Source organism: Cedecea sp. P7760, from assembly GCF_013386425.1.
GTDB classification, from domain to species: Bacteria; Pseudomonadota; Gammaproteobacteria; order Enterobacterales; family Enterobacteriaceae; genus Cedecea; species Cedecea selenatireducens.
Genome location: NZ_JACARU010000047.1, coordinates 12,588 through 32,198, shown reverse-complemented (window position 1 = coordinate 32,198; position 19,611 = coordinate 12,588). Strand labels below are relative to the sequence as shown.

The window sequence follows — 19,611 nt, the reverse complement described above, 5'->3', positions numbered from 1 at the left end:
TCAGTTTTTGAATATTCCTCATATTATTCCACTTTTTGCCCTTGCGTCCGGCCGAAAACAAGATATATCCACCCCCTGGGGGCTCACGGTTAATATTTAATTTTGTATTTTTCGCGGAATATTTACGATCGCTGCGGATCGCCGCCTCTCGCTGGCACGAGCTGCGGCGGTGATGGGGGAAAATCAGACCGGTTTTATCACGCCAATACGCACCAGCATCGCTGAAAAATCATCAAGGCTGATGCCGTGGTTCGGGTGGTCGAAACGTAAATTGAAGTTTTTCTGCAGAAGGTCATAGACCTCTTGCGCTCGGGTAAACACCGGGGCATTTTCCCCTACGCTTGAAAGCGTATTTTTAGTGCCGTCCGCATGGTAAAGGCTCAGCGCCAGGCAATAACGGAAGTGGGATTCAGGCCAGGTCGAAACGTAGTGGTTCCCGGCTTCGTAATCAGAGTCGTACTGCGGTTCGAGGCTAAAGCGATAGAGGTTAATCGCCTTGTCGGCGGCATGGAATTTCAGCAGCCAGTCGTGCTCAACCCGTTCGAAACTATAAACGCCATGCGTCGTCGGCTGCATTTCGCCTTCCACAAGACGAACCGGCTCGGGTAACGTTTTACCGCCGAAGCCGACGTCGGCTACCCAGGCCTGGCCGTCGATAGTCACTTTCGTGAGCCGATGCGTTCTGGCGGGCATCTGCGGCGGGTTGGCCAGCAGCACGCGGGCCGCTAAGTTTTCCACCTCAAACCCCAGCTCAGCGAGCACGTTACGGAACAGGCCGTTTTGCTCAAAACACCAGCCGCCGCGCCCGGCCACGACCAGCTTTTCAAAAACGCTGTCGTCGTCGATATGGATTGTTCTGCGAAGAAGAACATCCAGATTTTCAAACGGTATAGCGCAGGTGTGCGCCAGGTGCAGCGCCCGCAGGGTTTCTAACGTCGCAGTACGCGCCCCCTGGTAGTTGATACGGTCGAAATAAAGCGCCAGATCTAATGCCATTTTTCCGATTCCATGCTGATAATGAATGGCGTCACTATAAATCTGCGGACCGCAAGACGGATGATCGTTAGTGCTTTAGCCCGACACGCCATACAGTTTGTACATAAGTTTCTCCCGGCTTTCGCGTTATGTGTAGAATAGCCGCCCTATCAGCGTCTGCGAGAAGGAAGCCTGCAATGAAAGCGAAATCTGTGACACTGTACGATGTTGCCGAGTCGGCTGGCGTCTCGTACCAGACGGTCTCACGCGTGATCAATCAGGCTTCACATGTTTCAGAGAAAACCCGGCAAAAAGTAGAAGACGCGATGAAAGCGCTGAACTACGTGCCGAACCGCGTGGCGCAGCAGCTGGCAGGGAAACTCAGCCAGACGCTTGGCCTGGCGACCACCACCCTTTCCCTGCATGCCCCTTCTCAGATCGCGGCGGCGATAAAATCCAAAGCCGGCGAGCTGCAGTTCAATGTGATGATTTCGATGGTTGAGCAGCCCGGTGCAGCTGCGGCCAGCGCCGCCGTGCAGAGTTTGCTTGCCCAGCGCGTTGACGGCCTGATTGTGAATATTCCGCTGGAAACGGCGGAGGTGAAAGCCGTGCAGGCGGCCTGCGGTGATGTTCCCGTGCTGTTCCTGGATGTTTCACCGGAGGTTTCGGCTAATCACATCGTTACCGACGCCGCATCAGGCGCTGACATTGCTGTGGCACATCTGGTCACGCTGGGTCATCGCCATATTGCCTTGCTTGCCGGCCCCGAAAATTCAGTCTCCGCCCGGCTGCGGCTTGAAGGCTGGCAGCGCTCTCTGGCGCAGCATCAGCTTGCACCTGTGGCGTTTATGCGGGGGGACTGGAGTTCCCTTTCTGGCTACCAGCAGGTTAGCCAGCTTTTACGCGATGAGCAGAAGCCGACGGCGATCCTTGTGGCTAACGATCAGATGGCGCTGGGCGCGCTCCGAGCCATTCACGAAGCCGGGTTTGCGGTGCCGCAGGATGTTTCCGTTATTGGCTTTGATGACACCGCAGACAGCGCCTGTTTTCTTCCCCCGCTGACCACCATCCGGCAGGATTTCAGGCAGCTCGGTGAAGCGAGCGTAAACGGCATCCTGGCGCTCATTCAGCATGAAGATACATTCACGGCGCTGCAGCCGGTAAGCCTTGTGGAGCGTAAGACGACCGCTGCTCCGGGTAGCCTGATACAGCCCACGGCGGCGCAGCTGGCCGACGAGCTTTCACGCCTCGCGCACCAGATTTCTCGCCTGAAATAAAGCCTGAATTGTTTGTGAAGCTCATCACCGAATACGGTGAGATGGCTTTACTCCTGAACAACTGACGTTAAATTGTGAGCGAATAACAATTATCTCACAGGCGCATCATTATGACCAACACGTCATCTTCGCTCCAGGCCACGCTGGCCCGCCGCGACTGGGAAACTCCGGCCGTAACTCAGCTAAACGCCCTGGCGGCTCATCCACCGTTTTCTAGCTGGCGTTCGCTGGAAGATGCCAGAGATGATAAGCGCTCACCGTCGCGGCAATCCCTTAACGGCGATTGGGCGTTTAGCTATTTCCCTCGCCCGGAAGCGGTGCCTGAAAGCTGGCTCAGCGACGATCTCCCCGATGCAGACGCCATTCCCGTGCCGTCGAACTGGCAAATGCTGGGGTACGATGCGCCCATTTATACCAACATCAGCTACCCAATTCCGGTCAACCCGCCTTTTGTACCAGCAGAGAATCCGACCGGTTGTTATTCGCTCACATTTGATATTGATGACGCCTGGCTGGAGAGCGGGCAAACGCGCATTATCTTTGATGGCGTAAACTCTGCTTTTCATCTGTGGTGCAACGGCCTCTGGATGGGCTACGCCCAGGACAGCCGCCTGCCCTCAGAATTCGACCTGAGCGCGGCGCTGAAAGCGGGAAGCAACCGCATTGCGGTGATGGTGCTGCGCTGGAGTGACGGCACGTATCTGGAAGATCAGGATATGTGGCGGATGAGCGGTATTTTCCGGGATGTTACGCTGCTGCATAAGCCGGATACGCGCCTCGCAGACGTGCAATTACGGACCGGGCTTAACGAAGATTTTTCACGCGGCGAGCTACAGGCCCTGGTAGTACTGGAAGGTAAGAACGTTAGCGCCTGTGAAGTGTTGATTCAGCTCTGGCATGGCGAAACGTTGTTGCAAGAAAAGCAGCAGCCTGTCGGCAGCCAAATCATTGACGAACGTGGGGCCTGGCACGACCGCACTACCCTGCGTTTACCGGTTGAACAGCCGCTACTGTGGAACGCCGAAGTCCCAAATCTGTATCGGGCAGTGATTGTCCTGAAGCAAGGCTGCGCGGTTATCGAAGCGGAAAGCTATGACGTTGGTTTCCGCAAGGTGGAAATCACCGGCGGCCTGCTGAAGCTCAACGGCAAACCGCTGCTGCTGCGCGGCACAAACCGCCATGAACATCACCCGGTAAACGGCCAGGTGATGGATGAAGAGACAATGCGGCGTGACATTCTGTTGATGAAGCAGAACAATTTTAATGCCGTGCGCTGCGCCCACTATCCGAACCACCCGCTGTGGTATCGGCTGTGTGATTTTTACGGCCTTTATGTCGTGGATGAAGCCAATATTGAAACCCACGGCATGGTGCCGATGAATCGCCTGAGCGACGACCCACTCTGGCTTCCGGCGATGACCGAGCGAGTCACCCGCATGGTGCAGCGCGATCGCAATCATCCGTCCATTATCATCTGGTCTTTGGGCAACGAGTCCGGGCACGGCAGCAATCACGATGCCCTATACCGCTGGATAAAATCCAACGATCCCACCCGACCAGTGCAGTACGAAGGCGGCGGCGCGGATACGGCGGCCACCGATATTATTTGCCCGATGTACGCCCGGGTCGATCAGGATCAGCCCTTCCCGCAGGTGCCAAAGTGGTCGATTAAGAAATGGATTGGGCTGCCTGAAGAGCACCGGCCGCTGATTCTGTGCGAATATGCCCACGCGATGGGCAACAGCTTCGGCGGCTTCAGCAAGTATTGGGCGGCGTTTCGCCAACACCCTCGCCTGCAGGGCGGTTTTGTCTGGGACTGGGTCGACCAGTCGCTGGTAAAATATGACGAAAACGGCCAGCCGTGGTCCGCGTACGGTGGCGATTTTGGCGATAAGCCTAACGACCGTCAGTTCTGCATGAACGGCCTGGTCTTTGCAGACCGCACGCCGCATCCCGCCTTATTCGAAGCTAAGCAGGCCCAGCAGTTCTTCCAGTTCCGCCTTCTGCCCGAAAACCGGCTGGAGGTCACCAGCGAATATCTGTTCCGCCATAGCGATAACGAACGGTTGGTGTGGGCGTTAAAAAGCGAAGGCGAAGTGCTGGTCAGCGGTGAACTCTCGCTGCACCTTGCGCCGGAAGAAACCCGAGTGTTTCCGCTTGAGCTGCCGGAGGTAATCAGCGCGGGCCAGGTCTGGCTGCATGTTGAAGTGCTACAGACGGCCTCGACGTCATGGAGTGAAGCCGGGCATAGCTCCGCTCGGGCACAATGGCCGCTGGCGTCGAATTTAAGGTTGCCGGGTCTCAGCCATTCCGGCTCAGCGCCTTTGCTGCAGGCGGACGACAGACACGTTGACGTGTTCCACGGCGAACAGCACTGGCGTTTTGAGCGTAGAAGCGGTCTGCTCTGCCAGTGGTTTAACCATCAGAATCCAACGCTTCTCACGCCCCTGCAGGATAATTTCACCCGCGCGCCGCTGGACAATGACATCGGCATCAGCGAAGCCGCGCACATCGACCCTAATGCCTGGGTGGAACGCTGGAAGGCCGCGGGCATGTACAACCTGACGCCCGTGTTGCTTAGTTTTGACGCCGACGCATTGAGCAACGCCGTGCTGGTTCGCACCGTCCACGGCTGGCAAGGCAATGGCAATACGCTGTTTATCAGCCGTAAAAATTACCTGATCGACAGCGAGGGTGAGCTGAATATTACGGTAGACGTGGAGATTGCGTCCGGCGCACCGGCTCCTGCGCGTATTGGCCTCAGCTGCCAGCTTGCGGATCTGGAGCCAGAAGTCAGTTGGTTTGGGCTCGGGCCGCATGAAAACTACCCCGACCGCAAAAGCTCTGCATCGTTTGACCGATGGACGCTGGCGCTGGCCGACATGTACACGCCTTACGTTTTTCCGAGTGAAAACGGGCTGCGCTGTGACACTTCTCGGCTTGAGTACGGTAGTAATCAGTGGCGCGGCAAGTTTCACTTCAATATCAGCCGCTACGGCCAGAAACAGCTCCGGGAAGCTACTCATCGGCACTTATTGAAAGCAGAAGCTGGAAGCTGGCTGAATATCGACGGCTATCACATGGGCGTGGGCGGTGATGACTCGTGGAGCCCGAGCGTCTCGCCGGAGTTTTTACTCTCCGGGTCGCATTATCACTACGCCGTGAGCTGGAAGAAAAGGTAATGGTAAAGGCCGTCTGTTACCCAGGCGGCCTCCCCGCCATCTGGAATTCTCGACGGATTTCATGTGATTACGATCAAACTCTGAAAGACTGTGATTGACAATTTTTCTGGAGAGAAATAGCGTAGCGCCATTCTGATATCGATTTCATACATTATGACTGCAACCATTAAAGATGTGGCAGAACACGCCGGACTGTCGGTATCGACCGTTTCGCGCTTTCTGAACAACCACCCTTACATCTCTGAAGATAAAAAAGCACGTATCCACGCGGCGATGAAGGCGCTGGACTATGAGCCAAGCACCGCCGCACAGCAAATGCGCGGGGTGAAGTCGCACCGCATCGGCATTCTGGTGTCGCGGATCACCAACCCCTTCTTCGCCAATCTGGTGGATGCGCTGGAAGTCACGGCGCGTAAAAACGGCTATTCGGTGCTGATCGTGCAGAACCACGACAGCGTGGGGGAAGAAGCCAACTGCCTCGACCTGCTGAAGAAAAAGATTATTGATGGCCTGATCCTCTGCTCGGTTGAGAGCGATAAAGCGGTGCTGGAAAAATATCAGCAGCACGGCCCTATCCTGCTGTGCAATACCAGCGTGGACGGCGCTGAGCTGCCGGTGGTACGGGTGGATGATGAAGAGGCAACGTTTAACGCGATTGGCTATCTGCTGGAACAGGGTTACCAGAAAATCGCCTACTGCACCGGCGGTGATTTCCTGCAAAAAGGCCACGGCGAGCGCCGTAACCGGGGCTTCCAGAAGGCGATGACAGCCGCGGGTAAAACCATTGATAACGCGCTGATTTTTCGCAGGCTGCACACCTACAAAGACGGTATCCGCCTGGCGGAACAGCTGGCGGCGCGGCTTCCTTCCGCACGGCCCGACGTGGTGTTTACCGGCAGTGACGATGTGGCCTGCGGCCTGGTCACCTGGCTGACCAACCATGACATTCGGGTGCCGCAGGATATCGCGGTCGTCGGCTTCGATAACCTGCCGGTTTCCGAAATGGTCAGCGTGCCGATTACCACGGTGAACCAGCCGGTGGACAAGCTGGGTCAGTTCTCGGTGGAATATTTGATTGCCCTTATCGCCGGTAAACCCTACCGCTACAACAGTGACGATCTGAAAGCGGAACTGGTGCTTAGAAAGTCGGCGTAAATTTTTTTATCACAATGTGGTATCGATACCACATCACAGAGGTGGACATGTTAAAGCAGCAAGCAGGCCAGGATAACGCCTGGTGGAAAGAATCCGTGATTTACCAAATCTATCCAAGGAGCTTTAAGGACAGTAATAACGACGGGATTGGCGATCTGCCGGGGATTATCGAAAAGCTGCCCTACCTGCAGTCGCTGGGCGTGACTATGTTGTGGATTTCGCCGTTTTATCTGTCGCCGATGGCCGATAACGGCTATGACATCGCCGATTACTACGCGGTGAACCCGGAGTTCGGCGAGATGCGCGATGTGGATACGCTGATCGACAAAGCCGCAGTGCTGGGGATTAAAATCATGATCGATCTGGTGGTGAATCACACCAGCGATGAGCATCAGTGGTTCCAGCAGGCGCTGGCCGATGCGGATTCCCCCTATCGCGATTATTATCTGTTCCGCCCGGCGGTCAACGGCCTGCCGCCGAATAACTGGCGCTCGATTTTCGGCGGCAGCGCGTGGGAAAAAGTGCCGGGGGAAGAGACGTATTACCTGCACGTGTTCCATAAAAAGCAGCCTGACCTGAACTGGGAAAATCCGCAGATGCGCGAGGCGATTTACCGAATGATTAACTGGTGGCTGGAGAAAGGCGTGGCCGGATTCCGCGTGGATGCGATTACCTTTATCAAGAAAGATGCCGACTACGCCTCCGTGCCGGTCGACGGCGTTGACGGGCTGGGGTCGATCAAAAGCAAGGCGCGCAACCGCCCCGGCATTGACGTGTTTCTGAACGAGCTGAAGGAAAACACCTTTGATAAATATGCCTGCGTCACCGTCGGCGAAGCGCCGGGCGTTCCCTATGCGGAGTACGGCCAGTTTATCGGCGAAAACGGCTACTTCGATATGATTTTTGACTTCCACGCGGCGGATATTGATGTGGAAAACGGCTCGGAGTGGTTCCGCCGCCGCGACTGGACGGTGGCCGAGTTCCGCGAGGCGCTGTTCGACAGCCAGAACGCCTTTGCGCAGTGCGGCTGGGGCACCAGCTTTATCGAGAATCACGACCAGCCGCGAGCGCTGTCGAAACTGGTTCACCCCGATTACCAGAATGCGACTGGTGCCAAGTGCCTGGCGGCAATGTACTTCTTCCTGCGCGGCACGCCGTACATCTATCAGGGGCAGGAACTGGGCATGGCTAACTTCTGCCGCAGCGATATCAGCGAATTCGACGATATTTCCAGCATTGATAACTATCATCGCGCGCTGGCGGAAGGCTTCTCCGCGCGGCAGTCGCTGGCGTTCGTCAATCACCGCTCGCGTGACAACTCGCGCACACCGTTCCCGTGGGACAACACGGTGAACAGCGGATTTAATCAGGGGGCGAAACCCTGGCTGGCGCTGTCGGCAGAGGACGCGCTGATTAACGCCGCCGCACAGCAGCAGGATGCGCATTCAGTCTTTGCCTTTTACCAGCAGCTTATTCGCCTGCGCAACAATGATTATCCTGACACATTGATCTACGGTGATTTTATCCCGCTGGAAACCGCCTCGCCGGAAATCATCAGCTATCAACGCCGCACGGCGAGTGAATACTTTACTTCTGTCACTAACCTCAGTAACCACACGGTTTATTATAAAATACCGGAGGGCGATATTATCGTTAATAACTATCCGCAGCTCAGTTCATCATTAGAGCCTTATCAAAGCATTCTTATCAAGGGAACAACCCAACATGAATAAATATAAAAACATTGCCGTTGAACTGGTGAATATCATTGGCCGGGAAAATATTATTTCCGCCACCCACTGTGCTACCCGCCTGCGATTACAGGTAAAAGATCGCGGCCTGATAGAAGATGAGAAAATAAGAAACGTCGATGAAGTGAAAGGCGTGTTTTTTAACTCAGGGCAGTATCAGGTGATTCTCGGAACCGGGATTGTGAATAAAGTTTACGCCGAGTTTATGCAGGCGTTTAATATCAGCGAAGTCAGCAAGGATGAAATGAGCCGCCAGGGCAGCAGCTCGTTACAGGCGGGAATTCGCCACCTCTCGGATGTGTTTGTGCCGATCGTGCCGGTGCTGGGTGCAACGGGCCTGTTCCTTGGGCTGAAGGGCGTGCTGTTTAACGATACGGTGCTGGCGACGTTTGGCGCCAGCACCCTCGCCCTGCCGGCGTCGGTGACCACCCTGATGACCGTGCTGTGCGATACGGCCTTTGCTTTCCTGGCGGCGTTTATCTGCTGGTCGGCGTTTAAGAAGTTTGGCGGCACGCCGATTATCGGTTTTCTGATCGGGCTGATGCTGGTTTCCCCCGCCCTGCCTAACGCCTATTCGGTGGCTTACGGCAATGCGCAGCCGATCTATCTCTTCGATTTTATTCCACTGGTCGGCTATCAGGGATCGATCCTGACCGCGCTTATCACCGGCATTATCGGAGCGAAGCTGGAGAAGATTTTCCGTCGGATTATGCCTGACTCGATGGATCTGATCTTCACCCCGTTCCTGGTGATCCTCTGCGCCGTGGCAATTGCGCTGCTGGCGCTCGGCCCGCTGGTTCACGGCTTTGAGCACTATGCGGTGATGGCTATCCAGCAGTTCCTCGCGCTGCCTGCCGGTATCGGCGGCCTGCTGATCGGCTTTATTTATCCAATTGCGGTGATGACCGGGATGCATCATATGTTCATTATGATTGAGACCTCGCTGATCGCCGGTACCGGCTTCAACCCGCTGATTACCGTCTGCGCGATGTACGGTTTCGCCAATGCCGCCGTGTGCCTGGCTATTTCCCTGAAGTCGAAAAACGTAGCGTTTAAGACCGCCGGGATCTCGGCAACCGTTACCCAGCTGCTGGGCGTTTCGGAACCTGCGCTGTTCGGTATCGTCATGCAGTCCGGTATGCGGGCGATTGCCGTAATGCTGTGCAGCTCGGCGCTGGGCGGCATGGTGCTCTCCCTACTTTCAATTAAAGCCAACGCCTATGGGCTGGCGGTGCTGCTGTCACCGCTGATGTATTTGTACGATCGCTATCAGTTTATTACCTATATCACCGTCGGCGTGGCCGTTGCAGTCTTTGCCTTTATCTGCACGCTGTTGTTGGTCAACGTGGATAATAAAAAAAGATAAATAATACAGTAAACCCTGTACTGTAAAAGCATGTTTCACCTTATTAAGGACACCCGTATGCCCTGAGTATATCTATTCAGAGCAGGGGCGATCACAGGTATTAATGATGAAAATAACATTTCTAACTTTCTGTACCCTGGCCTGTGCTTTACCTGCGCATGCAGCGGAATTAACCCTGGCAGAAATTAACGCCAGACTGGAAAAAGTGGAGGCGGAACTTAAGCTTTCACAAAATAAATTAACGCTGGCCGAAAATAAAATTGCCGTAGCGGAGAAAAGAGCCAGCGACGCAGAATTAAAAAATAAAAACAGCAAGAGCGATATTATTAATGACGATACCGAAATTAAATTTGGCGGCTACGCCCGCACCGGCATCCTGAGCGGAAAACAAGGCACCACCACCACCGTCGGTCCATCACTGACGCCGGCGGGCAGCACTGGCGGCAGCGTTGGTCGCCTGGGCAACGAGGCCGACACCTACGTCACCGCCGACTTCGACTATAAACGCCATTACGCCAACGACTCGAGCTTCCGCTACTACATGAAAATTGCCGAATGGGACAAAACCTACAACACCGACAGCGCGTTTAACGGCCAGATGAATCTGCGCCAGGCGTTTGTAGAGATGAGCAACCTCCCTGCCTTCACCGGTGCGTTTAGCGGGTCAACGCTGTGGGCGGGCAAGCGAGAGGACCGTGATAACTTCGATATCCACTGGCTGGACTCGGATATGATGAACCTGGTCGGCACCGGTGCGGGGATTTACGATGTGAAGTTCTTCGGCGATGTTAAAACCAACCTGGCTGTGTATGGGCGTAACTTCAACGATATAGATGCAATGGAGAACGTTGAATACAACAACATGACCGGCGCGGAGAATACCTTTATCCAGAATTACACCCTCTCGCTGAACAACCGCATCGGCAACTGGCAGTGGATGCTGAACGGCCTCTATTCTAAGGAAAATGACAAGCGGATCAACGATGGCCTGGCAAAGGATAATGCCGCCTCGCACGGCTTCAATACCATGTTAGCGTGGCACGGCGACAGTTTCTACGGTCTCAATAAAGGTTCGACCAAAACCGTGCTGCTTTACGGCAAAGCGCTGGGGGCTGAAGTGCGGGGGCCGGGATCGGATGGCTATCTGATCGACGATGCATGGACAGTGAAATTTGCCACCTACGGCATAACCCAGTTGAGCGACCGAATGAGCATCGCCCCGCTATTGGTGGCGCAAAGCAGCAACAGTCGCTACATCGAATCCGACCACTATGACTGGGTGACACTCAACTCACGGCTGATCCAGGAGGTTAATCAGAACTTTGCCCTGCAGTACGAGGCCAGCTATCAGTATATGGACATCGACCCGAAGGGCTTCAACGGCAATAAGCCGGTATCCGGCAGCTTCTACAAGCTGACCTTCGCGCCGACCTTTAAAATGCAGAACGTCACCGACTTCTTCGAGCGCCCGGAGATCCGTTTCTTCGTCAGCTGGATGAACTGGGACAAAAATCTGGATAACTATTCCTTGACCGATACCTTCGGCAATTCAGGCTATCACAGCGGTGGCTCGCTAATGTTCGGTACGCAGTTGGAAACCTGGTTCTGAGTTAAAGGGTTCCCCGGATGCCGTGGTCTCTTTTGGCATTCGGGGCACGAAACGATTAGCGCGTCAGGCCAAAGCTTTCATCGATAAGGCCCAGGATCAGTTCATCCGGCACCTTGTCAATTAGCACCGTCACCCAATGTTCTTTGTTCATATGGTAAGCGGGTAAAATACCCGGCTGCATTCTCAGTGAGCCTACGGCGCCAGGCATCACTTTTACGTTGAGAATATCGACGATCTCATCGCTTTCCAGCCCCAGTTTTGCGGATGAAATGCTCAGCACCACGCCAAACCATTTGCGCTTGTAGCGGTGCCGCAGCACGGCGTAGTCCTTAAACTTGTCCCACGGATAGTCCGGCTCGACCTGATACTTGTCAAACACCGCAGCGAACAGCGCTTCTCGTTTCATCGTTTTTCCTTAACCGCGTAACCCGGAAACCTTATCCGGGCTCGCGGCTAGTATAACTACAATTATTCGTTGCCGGGTGCCGGCTTAACTTTTTACGGCAAGCATTTTCTTGTCCGGGCTTATCACCAGCCAGACGGAGAAACAAACAATCACCGCGCCGATAATAAACGCTTCGCTGATGGTTTCATGCAAAATGAGATATCCCCACAGCACGCCAAACGGTGGAATTAAAAAGGTCACAGTGAGGCTGCGTAATGGCCCGATATCGGCAATTAAACGGAAATAGAAAATATAGGCCACGGCGGTGCACAGAATACCCAGGCCCAGCACGCTGAACCAGACATTGCCCTGCAGCCAGTTGATTGAAGGCCCCGTCGCCACGCTCCAGGCAAAGAACGGCAGCAGGAAAAGCGTGGCACCAATTTGGCTGCCGAAAGCGACGATTTTAGGGTCAAGTCCGCCCTTGTTGGAGATCCAGCGGCGGGTTAAAAAGCCCGCCACGCCGTAGCAGCTCGTGGCTACCAGGCAGGCAATAATCCCGGCAATTTTGTCCTCGTTTGACTGTGCGTCACCGACCGAGGTAATCACCATAATCCCCGCCAGGCCCAGCACTACGCCCAGCCATTTTCGTGCCGTTAATTTTTCACCAAAGAAAGAGAACCCAATAATGGCGCCCATTAGCGGCGTGGTTGCGTTTAAAATAGCGGAGTATCCGGCCGGTAGCCATTTTGCGGCCAGGCAATACATAAAGAAAGGCAGCCCGGAGTTAATCGCGCCTAAAATAAGCGCCGAACGGAATTTTCCTTCAAAGCGAAAAGAAGACCTAAGGGTGAAAAGAATCACCGCCAGCCCTACAAAACCAAAAAATACCCTTAAAAAGGCCGTGTTTACCGCCCCGAACTCCGGCGCCGCTATTTTCATAAAAAGGAAGCTGGCTCCCCACACCGCGGCAAGAAATAACAGCCTGATATAATCTGACACACGCATGCCTTCACCCTTCCCCATAAAATAAGCGCTCGTTTATCATTTTGTTCGCTTAAACACGTTAAGCCAGCCAGACTTTAAACGAGCGCCAGAGAAAGAAAAACCGTTTTCTGTTTGTGGAGAATGAGTTAGCAAGATTTAGGGGAATTTAGACGACCCGCCAAACTCGAGATAAATTTTTGCCAGATTCTGGAACTGATTAAAGCGATTTTCATCCAGCAACAGTTCCGCCTGGCGACGTTTTTCCTGGGCATCGAGCCAGAATGAAATACGCGCAGCCCCCTGACGGTAGCGCACTTCATTCAGCCGCTCTGACTTACGCGCAAGCTCCAGCCCCTCCCGGAGCCTTAATTCCTGCGCCAGCAGCTGATTGCGCAGGGATAGTTCGTCTTCAATGCTGCTCATTGCTTTATAAAGCGACTGTTTAAACGCCAGCACTCGCTGTTCGTAATCGTTGCGGGCGATTTTCACCTCCACGCCCCGCTGCCGCCACTCGAGGAACGGTAGCGTCAGGCTCGCGCCAACGGAACCGATTGGGTTATGCAGCACGTTCAGCAGCGAGCTACTGCCGGTGCCAAGAGATCCCGTCAGGCTGAACGCGGGATAGTATTCGGTACGCCGGATATCAACATTGGCCAGCGCTTCACGCACCCGCCACTCTTGCGCGCTGATATCAGGCCGATGCATCAGCACGCTGGCAGGAATGTTCGCGTTAACCTGCGGCAGGGTTCCTTTTGGCAGTTTTCTTGGCTCCACAACAGCGCTGCCCGGCGCGGTACCGAGCAATACTGCCTGTTGGTTAAGCCCCAGCAGGCGGTCCCGCTGCAGCCCGGTGAGTCGATTTTCCTGCGCCAGCAGGCTTTGTTGAGCATCAACGACATCCAGGGCTGAAGCTCCACCTGCACGATAGCGAGCCTCCGCCAGACGCAGCGTCTCTTTTGCATAGCCGATGCTCTGCTGGAGCACGTCGATTTGTTGGTTCACAAAGCCGATGCGCCAGTAATTATTGCTGGCCTCTGAAAGCAGCGTCAGGCGTGCGGCGCGTAAATCTTCTTCGCTGGCATGACTTACCCACTCCGCCGCATCGCGCTGGCGGGCTATTTTCCCCCAGAGATCCAGCTCATAGCTGGTGCTGAGGCTGGCAGAGCTGCCTTTTGTCCAGCCGGACGAGTTATTCAGCGGGGTTTTTCCGTCTACGCCCAGCGAACCTTTTAGCCCAGGATCGTTGGTGATACCAACTCTTTCCGCGTCCAGTCGCGCCCGGTACACGCGCAGCACGGCGATAGCCACGTCGTTATTGCTTGCCATGACCTGGCGCAGCCAGTTATCGAGCTGGGGATCGTTAAACGCTTTCCAGTCAAACGGGGCAATGTCTCCGACCGGCTCGCTCTTGTTCCAGCTGGCGGGATAGCTCACTTCGGGCGCGTGATAGTCGCTTTTAAGCGTATTTGCGCAGCCTGCGCTGAACGCGGCGGCAAGGCATAAAGCCAAAGGTGATAAAATTTTCATAGGTTACTCGCTGGCCAGTGAAACGACCGGGTCCATCCTTGCCGCTTTGCGGGCGGGGAGATAACCGAAGATCATGCCGATTAATGTTGAACAACAGAACGCGGCGGCAGCGGCCTGCCACGAATAAATAGCCGTGAACATTCCGCCCGCCAGGGCGGTAAATAACGCGCCTGCGGCATAAGAAAGCGCAATGCCCAGCGCCCCGCCAATCAGGCAAACCAGTACGGCTTCAATCATAAACTGCTGCATGATGTCGCTCCGTCGCGCACCTACCGCCATGCGTACGCCGATTTCATGGGTTCTTTCGGTCACGGAGACCAGCATGATGTTCATCACGCCGATACTGCCGATCATCAGCGAGATGCAGGCGACCATCAGAATCAAAATGCTAAAGGTCATCGAGGTGCGTTCGATAGATTTTCTGATCTGTTCGAAGTTATAGAGCTGGAAATCTTTCACGCCGTGGCGCTGGGTTAGCAGCTGAGAAATGGCGCTTACCGCCGCCTCGTTAGCCACATTGTCTTTGAGTCGGACGCTGATGCTGCTCAAAACCGGTTTGCCTACCATGCGGTACATCACCGTGCTGTAGGGCATCCACACGGTAATGCGGTTAGGGGCGTAGCTCCGGTTGTTACTTTGGGCGATGCCCACCACGCGTGCCGGAACGGAACCCAGAAAAACGATTTGCCCCAGCGCCTGCAGCCCGGCGTCGTCGAATAGCGCTTTGCGGGCGTTCTCATCGATAATCACTTCCTGCAGCGCGTTACGATCGTCCCTGAAGGTAGCCCCTTGCAGAAGCTGAATGCCGTTTACGCGGAAGTGATCTCGCCCGACGCCGTTGATCGAAGCGGTTGCGGATTTACCGAGAAAGCGAATGTTGTCTGAGGCGCTAACCTCCGGGCTTACGCTGTCGACAAAGCCCTGCTTCGCCAGCGCCTCAGCGTCTGCCGGCACCAGCGTTCGAATGCCCTCGATGCTGTCATCAAAGAAATCCCGGCCGGGATAGATGCTGACCACGTTAGTACCCAGATCCTTAATATTCTCCAGCGTCTTCTGCTTCGCCCCCTCGCCCAGCGCCACAACGGTGACCACGGCGGCAATACCGAAAATTATCCCGGTCATGGTTAGCGTGGTACGTAAACGGTGCGCGTTCATCGCTTTGAGCGCCATTTGCAGCGATTCACGCGTACGGTCGAGCAAGCTTTGCCAGCGGCTTTGCCGGGTACGGTTGGGCGGCGGCAGCGTTTCCGTGGCGGTTACGCAACTGCCGCTATCGGCGATAATTTCGCCGTCGCGCAGCTCGATAATACGCCGTGCGTGCTGCGCCACTTTCATATCGTGGGTCACCATCACCACCGTATGGCCGCGCTGGTTAAGCTCGCTCAGGATGGCTAACACTTCCTGCCCGGACTGAGAATCCAGCGCGCCGGTCGGCTCATCCGCCAGAATTATCTCCCCACCGTTAATCAGCGAGCGGGCAATACTCACGCGCTGCTGCTGGCCGCCGGAAAGCTCGCCGGGCTTATGGTGCTCGCGGCCTTCCAGCCCAAGCCTGCCAAGCAAAGCCGCCGCCCGCAGCCGACGTTTGTCGCGCTCGCTGTTGGCGTAAATGGCCGGGATCTCAACGTTGCCCAGGGCGCTAAGGTCGGGCATCAAATGGTAGCGCTGGAAGATAAAGCCGATATGTTCCCGGCGCACCCTGGCCAGCTCATCGGGCGAAAGTTGAGCGGCGTTTTGCCCGCCGATGAAGTAATCCCCGCGGTCGGGCACGTCAAGGCAGCCCATAATGTTCATCAGGGTCGATTTACCCGAACCCGAGGCGCCAATGATGGCCACCATTTCTCCGGCCGCGATGGCCAGACTCACGTTTTTCAGGACGGTCAGCGCCTGGCCGCCGTTGCCATAGGTCCGGCTGATACCCTTCAGCTCAATGATGTTGCTCACAGCACAAACCCTTCCCCAGGCGCTTTCTCACCCGGCTGCGACAGCACCACATTTTCCCCGACGTTTAAGCCCTCGAGGATCTGAATATCCACGTTGTTGGTAATCCCGGTTTTCACCTCCCGGGTTTCCAGCTTGCCGTTAGCCGTGAGCACCTGAACCTGCTGCTTATTTTCTTCGGCTTTACGCACGGCCTGGATCGGCACCAACAGCGTATCTTTGGCTTCTCCGGCTAGCAGCGTGACCTGAGCGGTCATCGCTATACGGAGACGATTCTCTGGGTTTGGAACGTCGAGCAGAGCGTTGTAATAGACGGACGCATTGGAAGTGCCAGAACCGGATGCCGTGCTGCTGCCGGCAAGAGAGTCATCTTTCATTACCGACTCCGGCGCCAGCTCAACGGTGCGCAGCGTCGCGTCATAGCGTTTGTCCGGCTCGGAGAAAATCGTGAAGCGGGCTTTTTGACCGGCAGAAATTTTGGTGATATCGGCCTCAGAGATCTGCGCCTTGATGGTCATGACGTCGAGACGGGCCAGCTTAATAATGGTCGGCGCGCTCTGGCTGGAGTTTACGGTCTGCCCCTGCTGCGTGACAACGGCGATAACAATGCCGTCCATCGGCGCCAGGACTCGCGTATAGCCAAGGTCGACCTTTTTCTTATCCACCTCTATCTGCGCCTGAACAAGTTTGGCATTCAGTGACAGTAATTCAGCGCGCGTGGTGGCAAGCGTTGCCTCGGCAGATTCAAAATCTTCGCGCGAGCTGGCATCTTCACTCAGCATCTGGCGCTGGCGTTTAAATCGCAGTTCAGATTGTTTCAGGAGCGCTTGCTTAGCCTGCAGATCGGCTTTGACCACGTTTAGCGCGGCTTCGGCGTTACGCAGGTCGTTCCGCTGCGGCACGTCATCAATGTCGGCAATCGACTGCCCTTTGGTCACGTGATCGCCCAGCTTCACTTTAAGCGACTTGACCTGGCCTGAAACCTGCGCCCCGACGTTAACGCGTTCAATGGCGTCGATGCGGCCGGTCGCCAGGACGGAATTTTCTATATCCCCCTTGCGCACGGGGGCCGTGACATAGTCGGGCACATCCGGGCTTCTCAGAAAGAAGAACAACGCGATGATAAGAACGGTGAGTAGCACCACGGCCAGGGCGACGGCGCGGCGCGAGAGGAATTTCGTTAGCATTGTGCAGGTTTTCCATAACGATTAAAGCGGTGATCCAGGGCCTCATAGTGAACGCCCCAGTCTCTACTGGAGCTAAACACGACGCATCAGTTTAGATTTTATCCTGAAGAGGACAAAGGGCTACCTGTTTACGTCACTGAGACTCATTGCGCTTAATTTCGTTCCTGCAAGGAGAGATTATTCTGCGTTATTTAAGCGTTTCGTGTCGCGGCAACGAGAGCGTAAACGTACTGCCGCGCCCGGCCATCCTGCATCGCCTGCGGCGGTAAGACGACAACGTCCGGCGCGTAAAGCCGTTTTTGTTTGCGTTGCTGGCGAAGAGGCCTGGGAGTACATCCAAAGCCCTGCCGTGCAGGCTAGCACGCAGGCAACCGCGAGCCGTTTTTTTGACCATTTAATGTTCATGATGCAGCCCTTCTCAGAGTCCTGGTATATCAGGAATGTTACGCCCGTCACACCAACAGAACGCCGCCACTAAAATGACAAGTTTGTAATTTTGATTCTCATTCAATTTTCTGGCAGGATTCCTCGCCCTCTTTTTTACGGCCCCCGCAGCCAGAATTAACGGGCGGAAAAGGACGGCGCTTTTTAACTCAAAGGCAGACAGGAATCTCAATGAAAACAAAGACTGAAGCGGAACACCGCGCCGCCAAACGGCGCTGGTTGAATTCTCAGGACTCGGGGTATCACCAGGCAATGGGCAACCGCCACGTGCAGATGATTGCCATCGGCGGCGCCATCGGTACCGGCCTGTTCCTCGGCGCAGGTGCTCGCCTGCAGGCCGCAGGGCCCGCGCTGGCGTTAATCTATCTGGTTTGCGGTATTTTCTCTTTCTTCATCCTTCGCGCTTTGGGCGAGCTGGTTATCCATCGCCCTTCCAGCGGCAGCTTCGTTTCATACACCCGTGAGTTTCTCGGGGAAAAGGCCGCCTACGTTTGTGGCTGGATGTACTTCGTCAACTGGGCGATGACCGGGATCGTGGACATCACCGCCGTTGCGCTCTACATGCACTATTGGGGCGCGTTCGGGGATGTGCCGCAATGGGTCTTCGCGCTCGGTGCGCTGGCCGTGGTCGCGGCAATGAACATGATTGGCGTGAAGTGGTTCGCCGAAATGGAGTTCTGGTTTGCACTGGTCAAAGTGTTGGCTATCGTCGCCTTCCTGATTGTCGGGACCATTTTCCTCGGCACAGGGAAACCGATTGACGGCAACAGCACCGGCTTCCACCTGATAACCGATAACGGCGGCTTCTTCCCCCACGGCCTGCTGCCCGCGCTGGTGCTGATTCAGGGCGTAGTCTTCGCTTTCGCCTCTATTGAATTAGTCGGCACCGCGGCCGGGGAATGTAAAGACCCGAAAACCATGGTGCCAAAGGCGATCAACAGCGTTATCTGGCGTATCGGCCTGTTCTATGTCGGCTCCGTCGTGCTGCTGGTGCTGTTGCTGCCGTGGAACGCCTATCAGGCGGGGCAAAGCCCGTTTGTGACCTTCTTCTCGAAGCTCGGCGTGCCTTACATCGGCGACGTGATGAACATCGTGGTGCTGACAGCCGCTCTCTCGAGTCTGAACTCTGGCCTGTACTGCACCGGGCGTATTCTGCGTTCAATGTCGATGGGCGGTTCCGCGCCGCAGTTCATGTCGAAGATGAGCAAGAATCAGGTGCCGTATGCCGGGATTCTGGTCACCAGCGGCGTGTACGTGCTTGGCGTGTTCCTCAACTACCTGGTGCCTTCCCAGGTGTTTGAAATTGTGCTGAATATGGCGTCTCTGGGCATCATCACCTCCTGGGCGTTTATCGTGCTGTGCCAGATTCGTCTGCGCAAGGCGATTAAAGAAGGGAAAGCGGACGACGTGAGCTTCAAGCTGCCGGGCGCGCCGTTTACCTCATGGTTGACGCTGCTGTTCCTGCTCGGCGTTCTGGTACTGATGGCGATGGACTACCCGAATGGGACCTTCACCATTGCCTCTATTCCGGTGCTGGCGATTCTGCTGACGCTGGGCTGGTTTGGCGCACGTAAGCGCGTGCATGAAGTGGCCCAACAGGTTCACGATCACCACGAGTAGTGCCCCTCACCCTGACCCTCTCCCCGCCGGGGAGAGGGGATCAAGTCTCAGATTTCACTCTTTGGCATCCCTTAGTCACAAATTCCCACGATTATGTAGGGACGGCAAACATTCCGTTCACCTCCAGTCCTGTTTTATATGCAGCCATCAAACTCGTGAACGTCTCGGGAGAATCACCGTCATTCCCCCGAGCCCCCCGACTCCC

The 19,611-nt window shown here is 55.5% G+C and carries 13 protein-coding genes; 7 read left to right on the top strand and 6 right to left on the bottom strand.

The window, feature by feature from the left end; all coding sequences use genetic code 11:
- Window positions 1-183 precede the first annotated feature (183 nt).
- Window positions 184-996, bottom strand: coding sequence for an arylamine N-acetyltransferase (locus tag HX778_RS16090; RefSeq protein ID WP_176982520.1), 813 nt, complete (start codon window positions 994-996; stop codon window positions 184-186).
- A gap of 176 nt (window positions 997-1,172) precedes the next feature.
- Between HX778_RS16090 and HX778_RS16085 the strand changes: the two genes are divergently transcribed.
- The 6 genes from HX778_RS16085 to HX778_RS16060 all read left to right on the top strand — a co-directional run bounded on the left by HX778_RS16085 (window position 1,173) and on the right by HX778_RS16060 (window position 11,315).
- Window positions 1,173-2,252: a LacI family DNA-binding transcriptional regulator gene (locus HX778_RS16085; RefSeq protein WP_176982519.1), complete on the top strand. Its 1,080-nt coding sequence runs from the start codon at window positions 1,173-1,175 to the stop codon at window positions 2,250-2,252.
- Between the two features lie 110 nt (window positions 2,253-2,362).
- A complete protein-coding gene (locus tag HX778_RS16080) occupies window positions 2,363-5,434 on the top strand; it encodes a beta-galactosidase (RefSeq protein WP_176982518.1) in 3,072 nt (1,023 codons plus the stop codon).
- 153 nt (window positions 5,435-5,587) lie between these two features.
- On the top strand, window positions 5,588-6,589 hold the full coding sequence (locus HX778_RS16075) for a LacI family DNA-binding transcriptional regulator (RefSeq protein WP_176982517.1): 1,002 nt from the start codon (window positions 5,588-5,590) through the stop codon (window positions 6,587-6,589).
- Window positions 6,590-6,636: 47 nt separating this feature from the next.
- Window positions 6,637-8,322 carry an alpha-glucosidase gene (locus tag HX778_RS16070; RefSeq protein WP_176982516.1) on the top strand — a complete coding sequence of 562 codons (1,686 nt, stop codon included), beginning with the start codon at window positions 6,637-6,639 and terminating at the stop codon, window positions 8,320-8,322.
- The gene (locus tag HX778_RS16065; protein WP_176982515.1) at window positions 8,315-9,706 is read left to right on the top strand and encodes a PTS transporter subunit EIIC; all 1,392 of its coding nucleotides are present in this window, start codon (window positions 8,315-8,317) and stop codon (window positions 9,704-9,706) included. Before HX778_RS16070 ends, HX778_RS16065 begins: the two co-directional genes overlap by 8 nt.
- A 103-nt stretch (window positions 9,707-9,809) precedes the next feature.
- On the top strand, window positions 9,810-11,315 hold the full coding sequence (locus tag HX778_RS16060; protein WP_038472247.1) for a carbohydrate porin: 1,506 nt from the start codon (window positions 9,810-9,812) through the stop codon (window positions 11,313-11,315).
- Window positions 11,316-11,370: 55 nt separating this feature from the next.
- Here the strand turns inward: HX778_RS16060 and HX778_RS16055 are convergent, their stop codons facing one another.
- From HX778_RS16055 to HX778_RS16035, 5 genes are all read right to left on the bottom strand, one after another.
- Complete coding sequence (locus HX778_RS16055; protein WP_176982514.1) at window positions 11,371-11,721, bottom strand: MmcQ/YjbR family DNA-binding protein; 351 nt, start codon at window positions 11,719-11,721, stop codon at window positions 11,371-11,373.
- 84 nt (window positions 11,722-11,805) lie between these two features.
- Window positions 11,806-12,708 carry a DMT family transporter gene (locus HX778_RS16050; protein WP_038472240.1) on the bottom strand — a complete coding sequence of 301 codons (903 nt, stop codon included), beginning with the start codon at window positions 12,706-12,708 and terminating at the stop codon, window positions 11,806-11,808.
- Window positions 12,709-12,843: 135 nt separating this feature from the next.
- A complete protein-coding gene (locus HX778_RS16045) occupies window positions 12,844-14,214 on the bottom strand; it encodes an efflux transporter outer membrane subunit (protein ID WP_176982513.1) in 1,371 nt (456 codons plus the stop codon).
- Window positions 14,215-14,217: 3 nt separating this feature from the next.
- Entirely contained in the window at window positions 14,218-16,158 is a 1,941-nt protein-coding gene (locus tag HX778_RS16040; RefSeq protein ID WP_176982512.1) for a MacB family efflux pump subunit, read from the bottom strand.
- The gene (locus HX778_RS16035; RefSeq protein ID WP_176982511.1) at window positions 16,155-17,342 is read right to left on the bottom strand and encodes an efflux RND transporter periplasmic adaptor subunit; all 1,188 of its coding nucleotides are present in this window, start codon (window positions 17,340-17,342) and stop codon (window positions 16,155-16,157) included. Before HX778_RS16035 ends, HX778_RS16040 begins: the two co-directional genes overlap by 4 nt.
- Window positions 17,343-17,957: 615 nt before the next feature.
- Here HX778_RS16035 and ansP point away from each other — a divergent pair.
- Entirely contained in the window at window positions 17,958-19,406 is a 1,449-nt protein-coding gene (ansP, locus tag HX778_RS16030) for an L-asparagine permease (protein WP_061275884.1), read from the top strand.
- The last annotated feature ends 205 nt before the right edge of the window (window positions 19,407-19,611 follow it).